At 68.0% G+C, this 20,169-nt stretch carries 19 protein-coding genes; 8 read left to right on the top strand and 11 right to left on the bottom strand.

The features are described from left to right. Positions 1–19: 19 nt before the first annotated feature. From EV649_RS04580 to leuA, 8 genes are all read right to left on the bottom strand, one after another. Positions 20–1,477: a GNAT family N-acetyltransferase gene (locus EV649_RS04580; RefSeq protein ID WP_130380813.1), complete on the bottom strand. Its 1,458-nt coding sequence runs from the start codon at positions 1,475–1,477 to the stop codon at positions 20–22. 58 nt (positions 1,478–1,535) lie between these two features. Then, positions 1,536–3,401, bottom strand: a complete 1,866-nt coding sequence (locus EV649_RS04585) for an ABC transporter substrate-binding protein (RefSeq protein ID WP_130380815.1) — start codon at positions 3,399–3,401, stop codon at positions 1,536–1,538. A 61-nt stretch (positions 3,402–3,462) separates the two neighbouring features. After that, the gene (locus tag EV649_RS04590; RefSeq protein ID WP_130380817.1) at positions 3,463–3,669 is read right to left on the bottom strand and encodes a hypothetical protein; all 207 of its coding nucleotides are present in this window, start codon (positions 3,667–3,669) and stop codon (positions 3,463–3,465) included. Then, entirely contained in the window at positions 3,669–4,730 is a 1,062-nt protein-coding gene (locus tag EV649_RS04595) for an ABC transporter ATP-binding protein (RefSeq protein WP_130380819.1), read from the bottom strand. The genes EV649_RS04590 and EV649_RS04595 overlap by 1 nt, the downstream gene beginning before the upstream one ends. After that, complete coding sequence (locus tag EV649_RS04600) at positions 4,727–5,806, bottom strand: ABC transporter ATP-binding protein (RefSeq protein ID WP_238175189.1); 1,080 nt, start codon at positions 5,804–5,806, stop codon at positions 4,727–4,729. The genes EV649_RS04595 and EV649_RS04600 overlap by 4 nt, the downstream gene beginning before the upstream one ends. 5 nt (positions 5,807–5,811) lie before the next feature. Then, a complete protein-coding gene (locus EV649_RS04605) occupies positions 5,812–6,708 on the bottom strand; it encodes an ABC transporter permease (RefSeq protein WP_130380821.1) in 897 nt (298 codons plus the stop codon). 6 nt (positions 6,709–6,714) lie between these two features. Then, a complete protein-coding gene (locus EV649_RS04610) occupies positions 6,715–7,815 on the bottom strand; it encodes an ABC transporter permease (protein WP_198682300.1) in 1,101 nt (366 codons plus the stop codon). A gap of 247 nt (positions 7,816–8,062) precedes the next feature. Then, the gene (gene leuA, locus EV649_RS04615; protein ID WP_198682445.1) at positions 8,063–9,736 is read right to left on the bottom strand and encodes a 2-isopropylmalate synthase; all 1,674 of its coding nucleotides are present in this window, start codon (positions 9,734–9,736) and stop codon (positions 8,063–8,065) included. Between the two features lie 335 nt (positions 9,737–10,071). Between leuA and EV649_RS04620 the strand changes: the two genes are divergently transcribed. Both EV649_RS04620 and EV649_RS04625 read left to right on the top strand, forming a co-directional pair. Next, positions 10,072–10,734 (top strand): response regulator transcription factor, encoded by a 663-nt coding sequence (locus EV649_RS04620; protein ID WP_130380825.1) that lies wholly within the window; start codon positions 10,072–10,074, stop codon positions 10,732–10,734. Next, positions 10,731–12,035, top strand: coding sequence for a HAMP domain-containing sensor histidine kinase (locus EV649_RS04625; RefSeq protein WP_130380827.1), 1,305 nt, complete (start codon positions 10,731–10,733; stop codon positions 12,033–12,035). The genes EV649_RS04620 and EV649_RS04625 overlap by 4 nt, the downstream gene beginning before the upstream one ends. Positions 12,036–12,171: 136 nt before the next feature. Here EV649_RS04625 and EV649_RS04630 read toward each other — a convergent pair whose 3' ends face one another. After that, entirely contained in the window at positions 12,172–13,422 is a 1,251-nt protein-coding gene (locus EV649_RS04630; protein ID WP_130380829.1) for a DUF1501 domain-containing protein, read from the bottom strand. A gap of 7 nt (positions 13,423–13,429) precedes the next feature. Next, positions 13,430–14,857 carry a DUF1800 domain-containing protein gene (locus tag EV649_RS04635; protein ID WP_241997706.1) on the bottom strand — a complete coding sequence of 476 codons (1,428 nt, stop codon included), beginning with the start codon at positions 14,855–14,857 and terminating at the stop codon, positions 13,430–13,432. A 47-nt stretch (positions 14,858–14,904) separates the two neighbouring features. Between EV649_RS04635 and EV649_RS40720 the strand changes: the two genes are divergently transcribed. From EV649_RS40720 to EV649_RS04650, 4 genes are read left to right on the top strand one after another with little or no spacing between them, the layout of a single operon-like run. Further along, on the top strand, positions 14,905–15,681 hold the full coding sequence (locus EV649_RS40720; RefSeq protein ID WP_157996169.1) for a hypothetical protein: 777 nt from the start codon (positions 14,905–14,907) through the stop codon (positions 15,679–15,681). 11 nt (positions 15,682–15,692) lie between these two features. Then, entirely contained in the window at positions 15,693–16,352 is a 660-nt protein-coding gene (locus EV649_RS40725) for an alpha/beta fold hydrolase (RefSeq protein ID WP_157996170.1), read from the top strand. Positions 16,353–16,370: 18 nt separating this feature from the next. Continuing rightward, complete coding sequence (locus tag EV649_RS04645; protein WP_130380831.1) at positions 16,371–16,592, top strand: hypothetical protein; 222 nt, start codon at positions 16,371–16,373, stop codon at positions 16,590–16,592. Then, the gene (locus EV649_RS04650; RefSeq protein WP_130380833.1) at positions 16,589–17,011 is read left to right on the top strand and encodes a PPOX class F420-dependent oxidoreductase; all 423 of its coding nucleotides are present in this window, start codon (positions 16,589–16,591) and stop codon (positions 17,009–17,011) included. Before EV649_RS04645 ends, EV649_RS04650 begins: the two co-directional genes overlap by 4 nt. Here the strand turns inward: EV649_RS04650 and EV649_RS04655 are convergent. Continuing rightward, positions 17,001–17,978, bottom strand: coding sequence for an AraC family transcriptional regulator (locus EV649_RS04655; protein WP_198682301.1), 978 nt, complete (start codon positions 17,976–17,978; stop codon positions 17,001–17,003). The two genes, EV649_RS04650 and EV649_RS04655, sit on opposite strands and share 11 nt — an antisense overlap. Before the next feature lie 74 nt (positions 17,979–18,052). Here EV649_RS04655 and EV649_RS04660 point away from each other — a divergent pair, with 74 nt between their 5' ends. Further along, entirely contained in the window at positions 18,053–19,036 is a 984-nt protein-coding gene (locus tag EV649_RS04660) for an oxidoreductase (protein ID WP_130380837.1), read from the top strand. Positions 19,037–19,070: 34 nt separating this feature from the next. After that, positions 19,071–20,072, top strand: coding sequence for a GNAT family N-acetyltransferase (locus EV649_RS04665; protein WP_241997707.1), 1,002 nt, complete (start codon positions 19,071–19,073; stop codon positions 20,070–20,072). The last annotated feature ends 97 nt before the right edge of the window (positions 20,073–20,169 follow it).

The raw sequence follows: 20,169 nt of genomic DNA on the forward strand, positions 1-20,169 counted from the left end.
AGGGGCCCAAATCTGCAGCTCAGATCCCCAGTCGGGCCGGCATGCTCGGCGGACCCGACTCGAGCAATCTGCGGACCAGCGCGGGGAGCTCTCGCGGGGCGAACCGTCCCGCGTGCGCTTCCAGCTCGGCCAGCGTCCACCACTGCATGCCGTGAACGTTCTCGGCGCGGAGCTCTTCGGCGGTCAGCGAGCCGGCTGGTGTGAAGTGGTCCGTGCGGATCAGGAAGTAGTCGTTGAGGACACCGTCGTACCCGGTGGCGTGGCCGTCGGCAACTACTTCCTGGTGCCAGAGGTGCGGCGGGTCGGCGAAGTCCCGGAGGCCGACCTCCTCGACGAGTTCGCGTCGCAGACCCTCGACCACGGTTTCGCCGGCCTCCAGACCGCCGCCGGGTGTCGCCCACAGCGGCCCGTCGCCGAACTCGAAGCGGACCAGCAGGATGCGGTCGTCAGGATCGAGGATCACGCCGCGCGCCGCCGGGCGAAGGCTGGGCAGGCGGAGCTCCAGTTCGCGGTGCTGCTCGACCGCGCGGAAACCGAAGCGGGTGTTGACCTTGCGCATCGGGGCGTTGGTCAGCGCGGTCCACGTGTGCAGGAAGCGTTGCGTCGTACGGTGCTTGGCCAGTTGGTCGAGATTCGCCAGCTTCAGGTGGGTCCCGAGGTTGTGGCCGCGGTGCTCCCGCAGGACCAGCGTGTCGTCCTGCTGGGCGTTCTCGGCATCCCCGCGTGACAGGTAGATCAGCGTGTACCCGGCCGGCTCACCGGCGAGAGTGTGCGCCATCGTCACCAGGGCAAGGTAGCTCCGGTTGATCCGCGCCTCGCTCGCCTCCAGTTTCTCGACCGTCCACGGCACGACCTCGCGCGTCATGCCACCGGTCGGTACGTCGAGATCCATCGCGGTGTGCAGGTCGGCGTACGCCTGCTGATGTTCCGGCGGGCACAGTCCCGCCCACGATGTCAGCCGGTACCCGTCGAGCCGGCCCGCGGAAGAGCGCAGGTCCTCCAGCCGCAGGTCGTCGTACGGCAGCGGTACGACGAGATGCTCCTCGACATGCTCCACCTGGAACCCGAGCCGCTCCGCGAACGCGGCCCCCGGTGAATCGTCAGCCGGTACGCCGAGCTCGGTCTGGACGATCGTCCTACCGAGCTGGGCCGCTCGGGTGACGGCCCACTGCCACAGCGCCGTACCGATCCCCCGCCGCCGATGCGCCGGCGGTACGTCGATCTCGACCTCGACCGTGTCGAGATTGTCGTTCAGGCGGTACCCGAACAGCAACGTGGCGAGCACCCGGTCGTCCTCGAACGCGCCGACCGCGATCCGCCGTTTCAGCGGGCTCGGATTGCGCAGCGGATACCCGAGCGCCTCGCGGGCGGCCACCAGCGCGGCCTCCCGTCCGGCGACCGCGCCGGCCCGGAAGGCGTCGTACCACTCGTCGAACAGGGCCAGGTCGGCCGGGTCGATCTCGCGAATGCTGATCACCCGGCCGACCCAACCAAACAATCGGGTCAGAACGCCAATCTTTAAATAGGACGCAGCTTTAGACCGGCGCGACCGTGCCCTTGTACATGCCCATGATCACGAAGTTGTCCGCGTACGGCGCGTTCTTCAGGATCGGGTCGTCGTCGGCCGGGAACTTCGCCACCCGGGTGCCCTCGAGCGCGGGGTTGTTACCGTAGCGCTCCCAGAGCGGGATGATCGGCAGCAGTTCGTTGAACGCCATCGCCGCGGCGGTGATGTTCTTCTTCTGCTCGTCGACGTTCAGGCCCTGTGCCGACTTGTCCACGACCTGCTGGAGGTCGATCGGACCGGCCGAAGTGGTCTGCTTCAGCGGGAAGTTCATGCCCTTGCCGCCGGAGTTCGCCGCGATCACGTAGTTGAACGTGTACAGGTCTTGGACGAACGCGAAGTACGGGTGCGGGTGGCTCGACGCGCCCCAGCCCTGGATGGCGATGTCGAACTTGCCGGCCAGGACGTCCGGGTTGAGCTGGGTGAACGTGATCCCCCGCTTGGTGATGTTGAACCCGAACTTGGTCAGCTGGTCGGCCGCGTTGGTGGCGGCCGGGTTCCAGTCGGCGAACTCGGTCGGGAACTTGATGTCGTAGGCGGCCGGCTTGCCGTTCGGCAGCGTCCACTTGCCGCCGTTCTTCTTCCACCCGGCCGCGGTCAGCAGCGAGGTGGCCTTGGCCTCGTCCTTCTCGTACGCCTGCAGCTTCTTCTGGTCGGCGTCCGAGACCCAGTCGGGCACCAGGATGTCGGAGAAGCCCGCCATGAACTTGCAGGGCTTGCCCGAGTCGCCGAGTGCGACGGTTCCGTTCTCGTTGCGGTCCAGGACGTAGGCGATCGCCTGCCGCACCCGGGCGTCGGCCAGCTCCGGGTGGGCGGTGTAGTTGAACACCAGCGCCGGGCCCGAGTACACCGGCGGCCGGAGGATCCGGAAACCGCTGGACTGCAGGGTCTTCTCGGTGGCCACCGCGAAACCGTGGGTGGCGTAGTCGACGTCCTTGTTCAGCACGACCGGGGAGATGTCCGAGGTCTCACCGTTGTACAGCACGACCTTGGTGAAGCCGATCTTGTCGGCGAACAGGCCCTTGTCGTTCTTGACCAGCGACATCTGCGCGTTGGTCATGCTCTTCACGTCGAAGTTGAACGGGCCCGAGACGACCGGGTTCTCCGGACGGAACTTCTGGAAGTCGCCGTTCAGCTTCTTGCCCTCGGCGCTGTCCAGGCTGGTCTTGGCCTTCCGCATGGTCTCGGCCTTGGTCGCCCACTCACCGTAGACCGAGTCCGGCAGGATGCCGGCGCGGAGGATGTAGCGCTCCAGCACGGTGGACGGCGTACCGATGGTGAACAGCACGGTGGTGTCGTCCTTGGCGCTGACGTCGGACAGGAACGTCCAGTCCTGCTGGCGCAGCAGCCAGCGCAGGTTGAACGTCGACACGACGTCCTTCGCGGTCACCGGCTTGCCGTCGCTCCAGGTCAGCCCGGAGCGCAGCTTCAGGGTGTAGGTCTTGGTCGCCTCGTCCAGCGTGCCGGACTCGGCCATCATCCATTCCCACTTCTTGTCGGCCCAGTAGTACATGCCGGCGCTCGGGTAGACGAGGTCGAAGTACGGGCTGTTGCTGGCCTGGATGCCGTCGGTGACACCGGCGACCAGGTTGAAGTGGCCCTTGGGCGGCAACTGGTACGGGTACGCCCCGTGGAACTCCTTGTTGCCGGACTTGCCGCTGTCACCTCCGCTGGCGTTCGGCTTGCTCGGCGAACACGCCGTCACAGACCCGATGCCGGCCACGCCGACACCGGCGATACCGAAGATCTGGAGCACGTGCCGGCGGGAAATCGCGTTGGTCAGGGCGCTCGCGCCCGTCCCGTTGGTGCCGGAATCGTTGGTGCCGGTGGGACTCATCCTTCGTCCTTTCTGGACTGACCACACACCTATGTGGGTCAGTTACTACTTACTGGTGGGACTAACTACCGCCCTCGCGTTTTTCCCGGCGCCGGGTGATGACCACCCCGACGACGACCACCAGGCCCAGTAGCAGGCCCAAACACAAGGTGAACAAGGTGACGACGAACTCCGGGGTGCCCGGCGTCAGGGTGAGCAACAGGACTCCGCTGGCCAGCACCAGGAACGCCGACCAGCTGAGCGCCATCCGGCCGATCTGCGACGACATCAGGCCCTCGGTTCATCCGACCGTGCCTCGTCGTCGAGAGCGGCCACGCCGTCCCGCGCGACTACGTGGCACGCGGCGGACTGGCCGGACCGGATCGTGACCAACTCGGGGACCGCCCCGTCGCACAGCCCGTCCTCGAACAGCGGGCAGCGCGGATGGAACGTGCATCCGGACGGCAGGTGCGCCAGGCTCGGAATCTCCAGGCTGCGCAGGGACTCGCGGCCCTTGGTCTTGGTCAGGTCCGGGTCGGGCTCGGGGATCGCGTCGATCAGCGCCCGGGTGTACGGGTGCGTCGGCGCGTTGATGATCTTCGGCGTCGGCCCGAACTCCACGATCCGGCCGAGATACATCACCGCGGTCTTGCCGTGCCAGCCGAAGTACTTCGCGATCGCCAGGTCGTGGGTGATGAACAGGAACCCGACGCCGAGGTCGTCGCGCAGCCGGCCGAGCATCGCGAGCACGCTGATCCGGATCGAGACGTCCAGCATCGACGTCGACTCGTCGGCGATGATCAGCTTGGGGTCCAGCGTCAGCGCCCGGGCGACGGCGACCCGCTGCCGCTGACCGCCGGACAGCTGGTGCGGGTACTTCGACAGGTAGTTCTCGGGCGGCGTCAGGTCGACCTTGGCGAGCAGCTCGGTCGCTCTCTCGACGGCTGCCTTCTTGGTCTTCACCACGCCGTGCTTGAGGAGCGGGGCGGTGATCGTCTGCTGGATCGTCCGGGTCGGGTTGAGCGAGGCATATGGGTCCTGGTGGACGTACTGCACGCTGCGCCGGAACGTGGTGAAGTCGTCCCGCTTCAACGCCCAGATGTCGGTGCCGTCGAACGCGACCTCACCGCTGCTCGGCCTGGCGAGACCGGCCGCCATCCGGGCCGCCGTCGTCTTCCCGGAACCGCTCTCGCCGACCAGACACAGAACCTCGCCGGGGTTGACCGACAGGTTGATGTTGTCGACCGCCCGGATCGGACCGGCCTTGGTGTGGAACACCTGGCTGACCCCGCCGAGCGTCATCAACGGCGCCCGGCCCGCGGTCTCGGGGGATTTCTCCAACGCGCTCATGATGCGTTCCCCAAGTCGCTCGGCACCTCGCGCTGGAGGTGCACGTCCTTCCAATGGATGCAGGCCGCCTCGTGCGCGTCGCCCGGCTCGTCGGTGATCGGGAGCAACGGCGGGTCCTCTTCCTTGCACTCCTCGGTCGCGTACTTGCATCGGGGATTGAACGTACAACCCGGCGGGAGCGCGGCGAGGCTCGGCGGTCCGCCCGGGATCGACTCCATGTCCGGCAGGTCGCCGACGATCGGCGGCACGGCCTTGATCAGCCCGAGCGTGTACGGGTGCCGCGGCCGGTAGAACATGTCCCGGACACCGCCGGTCTCGATGATGCGACCGGCGTACATGGTGGCGACCCGGTCCGCGAGCTCGGCGGCCAGCGACAGGTCGTGGGAGATGAAGATCATCGAGAACCCGAGCCGCTCGCGGACCTCGTGCAGGACGTCGACGACGGACCGCTGGGTGAGGATGTCGAGCGCGGTGGTCGGCTCGTCGAGGATCAGTACTTCGGGTTCGAGCAGCAGGCTCATCGCGATCAGCACGCGCTGCCGCATACCGCCGGACAGCTCGTGCGGGTAGCTGTCCATCACCCGGGACGGCTCGAGCCGCACCAGCCGGAGCAGCTCGCCGGCCCGGTCCTCGATCTCCTGCTTGGTGAACTTGGTGTGCGCGCGCATCGTGTCGTGCATGTGCGCGCGGATCTTCAGCACCGGGTTGAACGCGTTCATCGCGCCCTGGAACACCATCGCCGCGTCCCGCCAGCGGAACTGCCGCAGGTCCCGGCCGTCCAGGCCGAGAATGTCGATCTCGGTGCCGTCGCCGCGGTTGAAGGTCACCTGGCCGCTGGCGTGCCCGAGCCGCGGCAGCAACCGCAGCAGGCCGAGCCCGAGCGTCGTCTTGCCACAGCCGCTCTCGCCGACGAGTGCGACGCTCTCACCCGGAAACAGGTCGAGGTCGACACCGCGGACCGCCTGCACCGTCGCACCGGAACCGGTCCGGTACTCGACCTTGAAGTCGCGGATGGACAGCAGCGGCTTGCCCTCGCCGCCGCGCTTCGCACGGGTACTCGAAGAAGTAGTCGTCACAGTGCTCACCGGTCCCGGAGCCGCGGGTTGAGGATCTCTTCGAGGGATCTCGTCATCATCACCAGTCCGAGCTGCAGCAGGATGATCGCGACGATCGGGCTGAGGATCCAGGCCAGGCTCGCGTCGTTGAAGATGGCGCCGGCGATCCAGGCACGGTTGAGCATGATGCCCCAGTTCGCCCCACTCAGCGGCGCCAGCCCGAGCAGGTAGAAGCCGACCAGCTGGTAGATCGCGTTCGTCACGCCGATCATGAAGTTCATCAGGATGAAGCTGGCCATGTTCGGCAGGATCTCGACGAACACCACCCGCACTGTCCCGAGGTCGAGCAGCCTGGCCGCCTCGACGAACTCTCGCTCCTTGAGGGAGAGGACCTGCGCCCGCACCGCCCGGGTCAGCACCGGCCAGGACAGGACGCCGACCAGCAACGCGAGCAGGATCGGCGAATCGAGCTTGAAGAACGCGCCGAGTACCGCGAGCAGGATGATCGGGGGGACCGTCAGGAAGACGTCGGCCACGGTGACCACCGCGGAGTCGACCCATCCGCCCAGATAGGCGGCCAGCGATCCGAGCACGATCGCGATGGCCGTCGAGATCGCCGCGGCGAAGAATCCGACGAAGATGACGGTGCGGCCGCCGCCGATCATCTGGGCCAGGACGTCCTTGCCCTCGTTGTCGGTACCGAGCAGGTGGCCCGGGGAGCCGGCCGGGAGCAGGATCTCCTTGACGTTCGGCGCGATGTCGGGCGCGAAGAAGGGCCCGATCGCGGAGACCAGCACCAGCAGCAGCACCACCACGAAGCCGATGAAACCCGCTGGACTGCGGCGCAGTGAGCTGAGGATGCCGGCGAACCGTGAGACGCCGGTCGTGCCGATCGAGGTGACCGGAATCGATGCTTCTGTCATCTCAGCTCACCCCTTGGCCTTGCCGCCGACCCGGATCCGCGGATCCAGGCGGCTGTAGAGGACGTCCGCGAGCAGGTTGGCCGCGACCACCGAGATCGTGACGACCAGGAAGATCCCCTGCAGCACCGGGTAGTCGCGGCCGTTGACCGCGTTGAAGAGGCTGAAGCCGATGCCCTGGTAGCCGAAGATCTTCTCCACGAAGATCGCGCCGCCGACCACGAATCCCAGCGACACCGCGAGCTGGCTGAACAGGGGCAGTACGGCGTTGCGTCCGACGTACCCGGACCGGATCCGGTTGTCCGACAGACCGCGCGCCCGGGCGACCGTCACGTAGTCCTCGCCGAGGGTCTCCACCGTGGACGACTTCATCACCAGCGCCCAGGAGCCGACCGTGGTCAGCGCGTAGGCGAGGATCGGCAGGAACGCGTGGTAGAAGATGTCGTTCAGGAAGCTCAGGCTGAACGACGGCTCCACTCCTGCGGTGTACGAGCCGCGGGCCTCGGTCAGGTTGAACAGCTGCAACTTCACGCCGAGGAAGACCACGATCAGGATCGCCAGGATGTAGTTCGGGATCGCGTGCAGCAACGAGCCGATCGACGTCAGCAGGTGGTCCAACCAGCTCTCCCGCCGGTAGGCCATGATCATGCCGGCCACGATGCCGACGATGAAGCTGATAACCGTCGCGACACCGACCGAGAACAGCGTCCACGGCAGGTAGGTCTTGATCACCTGCGCGACTGTGGTGCCCGGCGACAGCGTCGAGTTGCCGAAGTCGCCGTGCAGCAGGTTGACCATGTAGGTCGCGTACTGCGAGATCACCGGGGCGTCCGGGTCGAGCGAGAACAGGTTCTTCGCCTGTGCGGCGGCTGCCTCGTACGAGATACCGGTCTGCGCGATCTGCGTCTGGATATAGGTGTCGACCGGGTTACCGGGCAACAATCTGACCAGGAAGAACGTACCGGTGGTGACGATGAAGACCGTCAGGACCGCCTTGAAGAGTCTTCGGACCAGCCAGGCGTTGACAAAACGCCGAGCAGCCGAGGGTCTCGGTTCGACGACCGGTCCTTCGATCAGCTTCGTCGCGGACGTGTCGACCGCACCACTCACTGCTCACCTCCACGCGACTACCAGGGAAAGTCGGTGGCGCAGACCCTGATCAGCTCGACTTAGTAACACTGTCTTGCAAGGATCTGCGCATAGTGACGACAGTGTGCGCAACCTCGGTCACCGAGTCAACGACTTGAGGCAACGTTGAGACAACGTTGCGGACTGTGACGCAACGGTACCGGGGCGTGCAGGAATTGCCCGCCTCCGACACGGAGACGGGCAACTCGGAGTGAAGATTCGAACGCTGTCAGCGCGTGGCGCGATTGACAGCAGACACCACGGCCTTCAACGACGCAGTGAGAATGTTGGCGTCCCTGCCGACGCCCCAGAACACGTCGTCGCCGACCTCGCACTCGACGTACGCAGCGGCCAGCGCGTCACCGCCCGCGGAAAGCGCGTGCTCGTGGTAGTCCAGCACCCGTACGTCGTACTTCAGCGGCTTGATCGCGTCCACGAACGCCGACACCGGACCGTTGCCTTCGCCAACCAACTCGTGCGGCACGCCGTTGGCATAGACCTGAACCCGGAGCTGGTCGCCCTGGCCCTCACCGGACGTCGAGTTGACGCTGAGCAGCGACAGCGCGCCCGGCGCCAGGTACTCGGCCGCGAAGATGTCCCACATCTGCTGCGGGCCGACCTCGCCGCCCTCGTTGTCGGTGTGCTGCTGGATCACCCGGCTGAACTCGATCTGCAGCCGGCGCGGCAGGTCGAGCCGGTGCTCGGACTTCATGATGTACGCGACGCCGCCCTTGCCGGACTGCGAGTTCACCCGGATCACGGCCTCGTAGCTGCGGCCGACGTCCTTCGGGTCGATCGGCAGGTACGGCGCCTCCCAGGTGATGTCGCCGACCGGCTTGCCCTCGGCAGCGGCCCGCTTGTCCAGCGCCTCCAGACCCTTCTTGATCGCGTCCTGGTGCGAGCCCGAGAAGGCGGTGTAGACCAGGTCACCGGCGTACGGCTGACGCTCGGGGACGCGCATCTGCGTGCAGTACTCGACCGTACGGCGGATCTCGTCGATGTCGGCGAAGTCGATCTGCGGGTCGATGCCCTGGCTGAACAGGTTCATCCCCAGCGTCACCAGGTCGACGTTGCCGGTCCGCTCACCGTGGCCGAACAGGCAGCCCTCGACACGGTCCGCGCCGGCCATCAGCGCCAGCTCGGTGGCGGCCACCGCCGTACCGCGGTCGTTGTGCGGGTGCAGGCTGATCGTGCTGTGCTCGCGCCGGGTCAGGTTGCGGCCGAACCACTCGATCTGGTCGGCGTACACGTTCGGGGTGCACATCTCGACGGTGGCCGGCAGGTTCAGGATGATCTCGCGGCCCTCGGCGGGCTGCCAGACGTCGCTGACCGCCTCGCACACCTCGAGCGCGAACTCCATCTCGGTGCCGGTGAAGATCTCCGGGCTGTACTGGTACCCGAACTCGCAGTCGCCCAGGATCTCGTCGGCGTACTTCATCACGGTCTCGGTGCCGCGGACCGCGATCGTGCGGCACTCGGCCTTGTCGACGTTGAACACCACCCGGCGGAACAGCGGCGCGGTCGCGTTGTAGAGGTGGATGGTGGCCTTCGGCGAGCCCTGCAGGGACTGCACGGTGCGCTCGATCAGCTCCTCGCGCGCCTGGGTCAGCACCGAGATCGTCACGTCGTCCGGGATCACGTCGTCCTCGATCAGGCTCCGGACGAAGTCGAAGTCGTACTGGCTGGCGCTCGGGAAACCGACCTCGATCTCCTTGTAGCCCATCTTCACCAGCAGGTCGAACATCCGCCGCTTGCGGGCCGGGGACATCGGCTCGACCAGCGCCTGGTTGCCGTCGCGGAGGTCGGTGGACAGCCAGCGCGGGGTGCGGTCGACGGACTTGGCCGGCCACGTGCGGTCGGGCAGGTCGATCGGCGGGAACGCGCGGTAGCGGTGGGTCGGCATACCGGACGGCTGCTGAACAGGCTTGGGCTGGTTCTTCGGTGCCACGGGGGTTCTCCTCGAGAAGCTGTCTACTGCACAGGGTCGCTTGGACGACCGGCGAACGACAGAACTCCGCGGCGAGGGAACCGGCCTTAACAGGCCTCGCCGCGGCAGCGAAGGAGGAGAAGCTGGTGCCGCATGATGCCAGCGAGTCTATGCACAACTCCCCCGGCCCGTCGAACCGGGGGTCTCGAGCGGCGAGACACGGAGAGTGATCAGGGTGTTCGCTGAGGATGTGCTGAGGATCCGCGTTGCGGGGTCGCGGGACAGCTCGCGACCGGTGCGAGGATGGGCGGATGACGGCGCGAGTACTCGTGGTGGAGGACGCGGAACCGATCCGGACCGCCGTCGGGATCGCGCTGACCGAGGCCGGGTACGACGTACGGACGCGGCCGGACGGTGACGGGTTCGAACGGGAGCTGGCGACGTACCGGCCCGATCTGGTCCTGCTCGACGTGATGCTGCCGGGTCGGGACGGGTTCGAGCTGCTGACGCTCGCTCGTGAGACGTCGAACGCGGGCGTGATCCTGCTGACCGCCCGCGACGCCGTCGGGGACCGTCTGCACGGGTTGCGGACCGGCGCGGACGACTACGTGGTCAAGCCGTTCGTCCTGGCGGAGCTCATCGCCCGCGTGGAGGCGGTGCTGCGCCGGATGGGACGGCTGCGGACCGTGCTGACGGTGGGCGACCTCGAGGTGGACGTCGAGGCGCGAGCGGTACGCCGGGCCGGGACGGCGATCGAACTGACGGCGACCGAGTTCAAGCTGCTCGCATTCCTGGCCGGACGGGACGGGAAGGTGGTCGGCAAGACGCAACTGCTGACCGCGGTCTGGGGGTACGACGACTACGCGGACAACCTGGTCGAGGTCTACGTCAGCGGCCTCCGCCGCAAACTGGAGGCGCACGGCCCGCGCCTGCTGCACACAGTCCGCGGCTCGGGGTATGTGTTGCGCTCATGAACCTGTCGCTGCGGGTGCGGGTGACGTTGACTGCTATCGCCGTACTGCTCGTGGTGCTGCCGATCACCGGGCTGACGGTGAAGGCGGTGTTCGACGCGCAGGCGGAGCGCAGTCTCGACTCGCTGCTCACCGGGCGTGCGCAACTTGCGCAGCAGCTCGCGCGGCAGAACGTTGCACCAGGCAACTTGGTACGGCGGGTGGACGCCGACGGGGTCCGGGTGACGCTGATCCTGCGCAACGGGCGGCAGCTCGGTGCTCCGCCGATCGATCCGGGTGGGACCGTCCGGCAGGTGAAGGCCACACTTCAGGCCGGCCAGCAGACGAAGGGCGCGACGCTGTTGCTGTCCGCCGACACCGGGTTGCTGGCCGATGCGAGTGCCCGGCTGCGGAACGTCCTGTTGATCTCCGGCGGGCTGGCGATTCTGATCACCGCGCTCGCGTTGGTGATCGGGATGCGATTCGCGTTGGCGCCGTTGGATGCGATGACCGGTTTGGCGCGGTCGATCGCGGCCGGACGGCGGGGCGGGCGGCTGCAACCCTCGCGCGCTGACACCGAACTCGGTCGCACAGCAACCGCCTTCGACGAAATGCTCGACGCCCTCGAAGGCGCTGAGGGCGCGGCGCGGCGATCGGAAGACCGGATGCGGGAGTTCGTCGCCGATGCCGCACACGAACTGCGTACTCCGGTCGCAGGTCTGCAAACCGCTGCCGAGACCCTGATCCAGCTCGGTCCGGAGGCGTCGGCCGCGCAACGTGAGGAGCTTGAGTTGTTGTTGGTTCGCGAGTCCCGCCGCGCCGGCACGCTGGTCTCCGACCTCCTCGAACTCAGCCGGATCGACGCCGGCCTCCAGCTACATCTGGCGCCCGTGGACCTCGGCGATCTCGCCGAGACGCAGGCCGCTCGCCTTCGCTTAGTTGCACCCGACGTTCGCGTGGAGATCGTCGGCTCGGCGACGGTCATCGCCGACGCCGACCGGCTCACGCAGGTCCTCACCAACCTCGTCGACAACGCCCGCCAGGCCGGCGCCCACACACTGCGCATCACGGTTGCTCCCACCGGCGTACGTGTCGAGGACGACGGTCCCGGCGTACCCCCACCCGCCCGCGACCGCATCTTCGCCCGCCTCGTCCACGGCCCCCACAGCAAAGGCGCCGGCCTCGGCCTCGCGATCGCCCGCGGCGTAGCCCAGGCTCACGGCGGCGACCTAACCGTCACCGACCGCCCAGACGGCCACCGAGGCGCCGCCTTCCACCTCCACCTCCCACCCCTCGCCCCGCCACCTGACCCACCCCAAACCTGACCCGCCGCGGCCGCATTTGCCTGGCTGACCAGCCAAATCGGGGGTTCCACACCCTGATTCCGGGTCAGGAACCCCCAACTTGCTGGGTCAGCCAGGCAAATGCGGTGCGGGCGGGGGCGCTGGGGTCGGGCGGGGGTCAGGTTCGGAGGAGGTTGTTGATGGTGGTGGTGTGGTTGGCGAGGATTCGGGCGGGGTCGGCGCCCAGGACGTGCTGGAGGACTGTGGCGTAGACGTCGCGGAAGTCGGTGGTGGACTTCAGGTCGCCGTTCGACAGGTCCGTCAGGCTGGGCTGTTCGCCGTAGAAGCCTCCGGTCACCTTCTCGCCGAGGACGAAGACCGGGCCGGCCGTGCCGTGGTCGGTGCCGTCGCTGCCGTTCGCCTGCACGCGGCGGCCGAACTCGGAGTACACGAGGACGACGGCGTTCTTCCCGCGGTCTGTCCGCTGTAGCCGTTGCACGAACGGCGTCAGCGCACCGTCGAGCTCGGTCAGCAACCGCTGTTGGGTCCCGCGTTCGTCCGCATGCGTGTCGAAGCCGCCGAGGGAAGCGGAGTACGCCCGCGTCGGTACGCCGGCCTCGATCAGCCCGGCGATCAGTTCGAGTTGCGCGCCGAGCTGCGAGGCACCGCCCGCGGACGCGCCTTTCGTGCGCTCCTCGTCGTCCTCGTCCTCCTGCTCATGACCACTCCGAACCGCCTTCCCCAACACCTGCGCCGCGTTCTGCAGATCCTGCACCGACTTGGCTGCCCGCGCCTGCCAGGGCCCCTCCCCCGGACTCGGCTTACCCAGCGCCGCGTACGCCGTACCTAAGGCGCCGCCAGGCAAAGCCAACCCGCGCAACGGCAGCGATGCTGCGGCCGTGGTCTCGCCGGCGAGCAACGGCGGCAAGGTCGGCTCGACGGAGACCGCCCGCAGCGGGTCCGCACCGGTCGCGTCCAGCCAGCGGCCGAGCCACCCGGTCGGTACCGGCGACTTCGGCGACGCCGTCTGCCAGATCGCCATCGACCGGAAGTGACTGCGATCGGGCTCCGGATAGCCGACGCCGCGCACGATCGCGAGCCGCTTGCTGTCCCACAACCCCTTCAGGCCCTTCATCCCCGGGTTCAGCCCGAGCCCATCGCCGAGGTCCAGCACGTCGTCGCCCGCGTACGCCAAGTCCGGCCGAGCCTTCTGGTACGCCGGATCCGCCGCCGGGACGACTGTGTTGAGTCCGTCGTTCCCGCCGTACAACGTGATCACGACCAGCACCGACTGATCGGTCGGCAGCGGATCGTCGACGGCCGCGGCCATCAGGTCGGACCAGTTCACCTGGGTCGCCCCAGCGGCCAGCGCACCAGCCGCGGTCACCCCGCTGAGCGTCAGGAACCGTCGTCTCGTCAGATTGTCCACAATTCTCCTATCCGCTCACGACGTACTCGGGTGCGCACGCCGCGACCGCAGTCAGCTGCGCTGGATCCTTCACACCGGCCAGCGCCGACCGGGTCCGCTCGGACCAGCTGTCGACACCGAGCAGTGCGCCGACCGCGCTCACTCGATCCGTTGCGTTGTCGACAATCGACAGGTCGGCCTTCTTCGCCAACTGCTGCGCGAGTTGCAGCCGCGTCACACCGGCAGACGTGGTCAGCCAGCTCGCACCGGCCGGCCAACCACCGACGCTCGGCGGGCGATACGGCAACTGGCCCATCCCCCGCAGCCCCGCGAGCAACTTGGTCTGTTCCTTCTCGGCCAGCTTCCCCGGCCGCACTCCCAGCGCCCGCAGCAAACCGACCGCCCACTCCACCGGCTGCTTCACCAGACTCGCCGCTGGATCGCGGAACCCCGCCTCACCAACCATTGCCGTCAGCAACGACCTCACATCCCGGCTGCTACCGTACGCCGTATTCAGCCGGGCAACCGTGGCCGCATCGGGCGGCGTCGCCGACACCAACCGGAACCACAACCGCCCGATCACGAACCCGGCCGACGCGGGATGTGCCAACGCGAGCCCCGCGAAGTCCTTCGCGTCGAAGTCGCCGGTCTTGCCGAGCACCGCCTTCGTCCCGGAGTCGAACCGCCGGCGCTGGAACGTCGCGCCGTCTTCCCGCAGCACCCACCCGGTCAGGCAGCGAGCGCCCTGTGCAACATCCGCCTCCTGGTAGTGGCCGATGCCGAGCGTGAACAGCTCCATGAACTCGCGGGCCAGGTTCTCGTTCGGCGAACCCTTGCGATTTCGTTGACCATCCAGCCATCGGATCGTGGCATTGTCGACAATCATCGCCTGCGCGAGGTCGCCGAACCGGCCGAGGGCGAGCCGGCGCTGGGTCTGGTTCTGCGCCAGCATCCAGGCCGCGTTGCGGACCTTCTGGTTGCTGGTTGCGAAGTGCCCGTGCCAGAACCAGGTCAGCCGCTCCCCTGCGGTCCGGCTCACCACCATCCGGTCGAGCCACCAGATCGTCAGCTTGCGTTCCTGCGCGGCCCGCTGCCGATTGGCAGCCTTCTTCGCGTCCCGATCCTTCTCCGCGTCCGGGCTCTTCTCCGCGTCCGGGCTCCTCTCCGCATCCTGGCCTGGCTTCTTCGCGTCCCGGTCCTGCTTGTTCGGCTTCGCCGGCGGCTCGAGCCCGGTCGGTACGGCGATCGCCGCCGCGGCCGCATCCGCACCCGGACCGAGCAGGCGCCGTACGGTCGCGTCGACGCCGGCCTCTAGGTCGCCCGGCGCGGGCCCGAAGCCCAGCCGATCGTTCAGCCGCCGCACGACGGCTCTCTCGCTGATCCCGGTCATGCTCCCGATCGTGTCCAGCGCACGGCCGCCGGGCCAGGATCCGGCGGCCTTCTTCAGCGGATCCACAGGTTCGAGTAGACAGCGTCTATCGGATTCCTGTAGACACTGTCTACGTGATCGCCTTGGGCCTGCTGACGGCCTCCGCCTGCTGCCACGCGGCCTGGAACCTGCTGCTCAAGCGCAGCGGCCTGGGCGGTCCGGCGTTCGTCTGGCTGTGCGGCCTGCTGACGCTGCCCGTCTCGATCGTCCTGCTCGTTCGCGGCTCACTCCAGACGGTCTGGTGGGCTGGGTTGGTGAGCATGGCGCTGCACACGACGTACGCCGTCACGCTGCAGAAGGCGTATGCGCTCGGGGAGTTCTCTACGGTGTACCCGGTCAGCCGGGGTACGGCGCCGGCGCTGGTGACGGTCGCCGCGATGCCGCCGCATCCTCAGGTGTACGTCGGCGCCGCCCTGGTGCTGGCCGGCGTACTGATCCTCGATCCACCGCATTCACAGCGGCGCAACGTCGCGCTCGGGTTGGCGGTGGCGGGGTGTACGGCGGCGTACACGTTGTGGGATGCGTTCGCGGTCGACGCGTTGCAGGTCGACGTGCTCTCGTATCTGGCGGTCGCGAACGTGGCGCAGATCGTCGTGTTGTCGACAATCGTCCGCGACTTCCGCGGCGCGGTCCGGCCATGGCGGGCCGCCGTACCGATCGCGGTGTTGATGCCGGCCAGCTACGGGCTGGTGTTGCTGGCGTTGTCGTTCGCCTCGGTCGGCACGGTTGCGGTCGGTCGGACGCTGAACGTCGTCCTCGGCGCACTGCTCGGCGCAGTCGTGCTCCGCGAGCGGCCACGTGTCGCCGGGCTGGTCGTGGTGGTGGCCGGCGTATTTCTAGTGAGTGTGTGAGAGGAGCTCCAATGCGGGATCTGGTGTGTTTGCACGCAGGTACGAGCGGACCGTCGACCTGGGACCGCTTCGTGCCCGAGTTCGAGGCGTTGGGCTATCGGGTGCACCGTCCGACGCTGCTGGGCCACGGGAGCGCTCCACGACGCCGCCCGTACCGCCTCGACGACTTCCGGGACCAGGTACTGCGTGAACTCGACGGCTTGGACCGCGTGACCTTTGTCGGCAACTCACTCGGAGCCTTCGTGGCGAGCGCAGTTGCCGTCGCCGAGCCCGAGCGAGTCGACCGCCTGGTCCTCGAGGAACTGCCGGTTCCGCCACGCGATGCCGCGGACACCGCACCAACCACGCGCCCGATGCCCGCGCTAGCACTGCTAGCGGCCGGCTGGCTGACCCGACGCAAAAGCGATCCCCTCCTCCTACGAGACGTCATCGCAGACCTCCGCCGCCCGCGGCCCAGTTGGTGGGCCGGACTGCCGACCGTGCAAGCACCGACCTTGCTGCTCGCGGGCGGGCCCAAGAGCCACCTGGACCAGACCCGCTTCCCCCTCGTCGCGGAAACGATGCCGACGGCAACCGTCACCACGATCGACGCCGGCCACCGGATCCACAGCAAGGCGCCGGATCGCTGGCTGGACATCGTTCGCGGTTTCCTTGCATTCAAGGGCGCTTGAGCTTTTAGGGTTCTTGGCATGACTCAGATGAGGATCGCCCGGCCCAGCACCGACCTCGCGGCGATCGAGCGGTTCTACCTCGACGGCCCGGAGCCGGACGACCTGGTCGAGCGGCTCGTCGCGGCCGGCGGAACCGTCGTACCGTCGCGCAACCCGTACTGGGACACTTGGGGTGTGACAATCGTGGATCCAGATTCGTACCGGTTGGTTCTGTGCACCCGCTCCTGGAGCAACCGATGAGCCGGGCGGAAACTCTCCTCGAGCGGATCGGGACCCACGGGCTCGGCGTGCTGGTCACGATCAAGCGGGACGGCCGGCCGCAGCTGTCCAACGTGACGTACGTGTTCGACGGGACGCGTGTGCGCGTGTCGCTCACCGACGGGCGGGCGAAGACCAGGAACCTGCGCCGCGACCCCCGCGCCAGCCTGTACGTCGACGGTCCCCGCGGCCGCTCGTACGTCGTACTCGAGGGCAAGGCCGACCTCAGCCCGGTCGCCGCCGAGCCGTACGACGCGGTGGTCGAGGACCTCGTCGACTACTACCGGACCGCGTCCGGCGAGCACCCGGACTGGGACGAGTACCGCGCGGTGATGGTGCAGGACAAGCGGTTGATGTTCTCGATGACCGTCGAGCACGCGTACGGCATGCCTAAGCCGTGACTGCCTCGTCCGGATCGTCGGTGACGCGCGTTGCCCGAACGGCCTCCCGGTAGCGCCGAGGGGCAACGCCGTTGACGCGTTTGAACGCGTTGCTGAACGCGCTGTCAGAGGTATAACCGAGCGAGCGCGCTAGGGCGGACAGTGGCTGGTCGTCGTCGCGAAGGGCCCGCTCGGCGAGGCGCATCCGCCAATTGAGTAGGTACGTCAGCGGCGGGACGCCGGCGACGGAGCGGAAGCGTTCGGCGAACGTCGTACGCGACATCGCCGCCGCCTGGGCCAGTTCCTCGAGCTGCCAGGCGCGACCGGGTCGCTCGTGCATCAACTGAAGCGCCGGCGCGATCCGTTCGTCGGCGATCGCGCGGAGCCAGCCGACCGGCAGCGACTCGGCCTCGGCCAGGCAGGCGCGCAATGCCTCGAGGAAGAGCAGGTGGGCGAGGTCGTCGGCGGCCAGGCTCGCACCGGGCGCCGTGGTCGATGCCTCGCGCAACAACCTGTCGAGCAACCAGCGGAACGTCGCGGCGCGTTCGTCGGTGGCGCGGAGGTGGATGACCGGCGGGAGGGCGCGCATCAGGACCTCCTCGCCGGTGCGGTTCAGGGACACGTGACCGCCGATGCCGACCACCTTCGGACCGACGCCGGTGTCGACGCCGCTGCCGAACCGCGCGATCGGACCGTCTGCGGCACCGAACGCCTCGACCGCGTCCCCGACCGGGACGGTGTCCGAGTTGCCCTTCACGAACTCGTGCCGCCCGTCGAAGAGAACGACATCGCCCGGCTCCAGTTCGATCCGGCCGGTCCGCAGCTCCGCGCCGAAGTCGATCCAGCAGGTGCCCTCGACCGCTGCGGTGAACTTGAGGCGCCCAGTGGCCGGGTACCGCAGAGCCCACTCGCCGATTGCCTCGAAGCCGAGGGAGACATGGCAGTGCGCCTCGGTGAGCGCGAGGGTGTCGGCGAGCGGATCGACCATCTCCGTACTATCGCGCAAGTATTCGGCACTCTCAAGCATTCTGCGTCCGGATCAACGCTCGTAGCGTCGGAGACATGCAAACACCAATGGGATCCGGATTCACCGCGGCGTCGACGACGGACGACGTACTCGACGGCATCGACCTGAACGGGAAAGTCGCGATCGTCACCGGCGGATACTCCGGTCTGGGCAAGGAGACGGTCCGCGCCTTCCGGGCGGCCGGGGCCGAGGTCGTCGTCCCCGCGCGGGACGTCGCACGCGCCACCGGGGAGCTGTCCGATGTCGAAGGAGTGGTCGTCGACGAGCTCGATCTGCTCGATCCGGCGAGCATCGACGCGTTCGCGGACAGGTTCCTGGCCAGCGGGCGGGCGCTGCACGTGCTGGTGAACAGCGCGGGGATCATGGCGAACCCCCTGACCCGGGACGCGCGCGGGTACGAGTCGCAGTTCGCGACGAACCATCTCGGGCATTTCCAGCTGACCACGCGGCTCCTGCCGGCGTTGCGGCAGGCCGATGGGGCGCGGGTGGTGGCGGTGTCGTCGCGCGGACACCGGTACGGCGCGGTCGACTTCGACGACCCGAACTTCCGGCACCGGACGTACGCGCCGTACCTGGCGTACGGGCAGTCGAAGACGGCGAACGTCCTGTTCGCGGTCGAACTGGACGAGCGCGAACGGGCCAACGGGATCCGCGCGTTCGCGGTGCATCCCGGCAGCATCATCACGCACCTGGCGCGGTACTCGAACCGCGAGACGTTGCGGCAGGGCGGGTTCCTGGACGAGAACTACGAGCCGATCATCGACCCGGCGCGCGGGCTGAAGACGGTAGAGCAGGGCGCAGCGACGCAGGTGTGGTGCGCGGTGAGTCCACAGCTCGACGGGTACGGCGGGGTGTACTGCGAGGACGTCGACATCGCGGCAGTGCACACGTCCGACGTACCGGACACCGACGTGCTGGCGGTGACTCCCGGCCCGTTCGGCGTACTCCCCTATGCCATCGACCGGGACAACGCCGCGCGGCTGTGGGCACTGAGTGAGGAACTTCTCGACCTCGGATAACCAGGTGCGGTAACCGGCCGTCACGGTGGACGCTGTGGACGTGGACATCATCAAGCTGTCACCCGACGACGAGGCCGGCTGCATCGAGGCCGTCGCCGTACAGAATGCTGCCGTGAAGCAGGACTGCCCGGAGATGCTCGTGGCGACCCCACGAGGGTTCGCGGACATGCTGCGGTACGGCTGGGACATGGATCCCCAGCAGGCCTTCCTGGCGCGGGACGACGACGGCACGGCTGTCGGGCTGCTCGTCGTGTCGCAGCCGACGTACGACAACACGAACCAGGTGTGGTTCGACCTGGCGGTCCATCCGGACCATCGTGACGGCGCGGTCGAGGCGGCGCTGATCGAGCACGTCGAGCAGCTCGGCCGCGACAACGGACGCACCGTCATCGGGTACGGCGGCTTCGACCTGCCCGAGGCGATCGCGCTGGCGGACAAGCACGGGTACGAGCGGAAGGCCGTCGAGGTGAACCGCCGCCAGGAGCTGACCGGTCTCGACTGGTCGATCGTGCAGTCGCTGTACGACGAGGCGGTCGCGGCGTCGACGGCGTACGAGCTGGTCACGCTCACCGGAGCGCTGCCGGACGACATGCTCGACGGGATGATCGCGGTCGCCGCGTCCATCAACGACGCCCCGAAGGACGACCTGGACATCGAGGACGACGTCTACAGCACGGAGCGGTTGCGCGCGTACGAAGAGGCGCAGGCGAAGAGCGACCACACGCTCCACCGCATCGTCGCGCGGGAGAAGGCCACTGGCGCGCTCGCCGGTCACACCGTCGTTGCGGTCGAGCGCGAGCGTCCGCACATCGGCCACCAGCACGACACCGCAGTCGCCCGCGATCACCGCGGTCACCGGCTGGGCGCCCTGCTGAAGTCCGCGATGCTCCTGAAGCTCCGCGACGCCGAGCCGGCACTGGCCCAGATCGACACCTGGAACGCCGAGTCCAACGACCACATGATCAGCATCAACGAACAACTCAACTACAAGATCGTCGCCCGATTCCTGGCCTACCAGAAGACAATCCAGCCGTAGCGGCCAGATCCCCATTTGCTGGGTGGGACCAGCGAATTTGCTGGGTGGACCAGCGAAATGCGGGGTTCTCCACCGTGAACCAGGGTGCAGAACCCCG

The sequence above is a fragment of the Kribbella sp. VKM Ac-2569 genome, from assembly GCF_004216905.1.
Taxonomy (GTDB): Bacteria; Actinomycetota; Actinomycetes; order Propionibacteriales; family Kribbellaceae; genus Kribbella.

Coding starts and splice junctions, on each gene's coding strand:
- EV649_RS04585 (WP_130380815.1), bottom strand. CDS start 3,401: ATGAGTCCCACCGGCACCAACGATTCCGGCACCAACGGGACGGGCGCG.
- EV649_RS04590 (WP_130380817.1), bottom strand. CDS start 3,669: ATGTCGTCGCAGATCGGCCGGATGGCGCTCAGCTGGTCGGCGTTCCTG.
- EV649_RS04595 (WP_130380819.1), bottom strand. CDS start 4,730: ATGAGCGCGTTGGAGAAATCCCCCGAGACCGCGGGCCGGGCGCCGTTG.
- EV649_RS04605 (WP_130380821.1), bottom strand. CDS start 6,708: ATGACAGAAGCATCGATTCCGGTCACCTCGATCGGCACGACCGGCGTC.
- leuA (WP_198682445.1), bottom strand. CDS start 9,736: ATGCCGACCCACCGCTACCGCGCGTTCCCGCCGATCGACCTGCCCGAC.
- EV649_RS04620 (WP_130380825.1), top strand. CDS start 10,072: ATGACGGCGCGAGTACTCGTGGTGGAGGACGCGGAACCGATCCGGACC.
- EV649_RS04625 (WP_130380827.1), top strand. CDS start 10,731: ATGAACCTGTCGCTGCGGGTGCGGGTGACGTTGACTGCTATCGCCGTA.
- EV649_RS40725 (WP_157996170.1), top strand. CDS start 15,693: ATGCGGGATCTGGTGTGTTTGCACGCAGGTACGAGCGGACCGTCGACC.
- EV649_RS04645 (WP_130380831.1), top strand. CDS start 16,371: ATGACTCAGATGAGGATCGCCCGGCCCAGCACCGACCTCGCGGCGATC.
- EV649_RS04650 (WP_130380833.1), top strand. CDS start 16,589: ATGAGCCGGGCGGAAACTCTCCTCGAGCGGATCGGGACCCACGGGCTC.
- EV649_RS04655 (WP_198682301.1), bottom strand. CDS start 17,978: ATGGTCGATCCGCTCGCCGACACCCTCGCGCTCACCGAGGCGCACTGC.
- EV649_RS04660 (WP_130380837.1), top strand. CDS start 18,053: ATGCAAACACCAATGGGATCCGGATTCACCGCGGCGTCGACGACGGAC.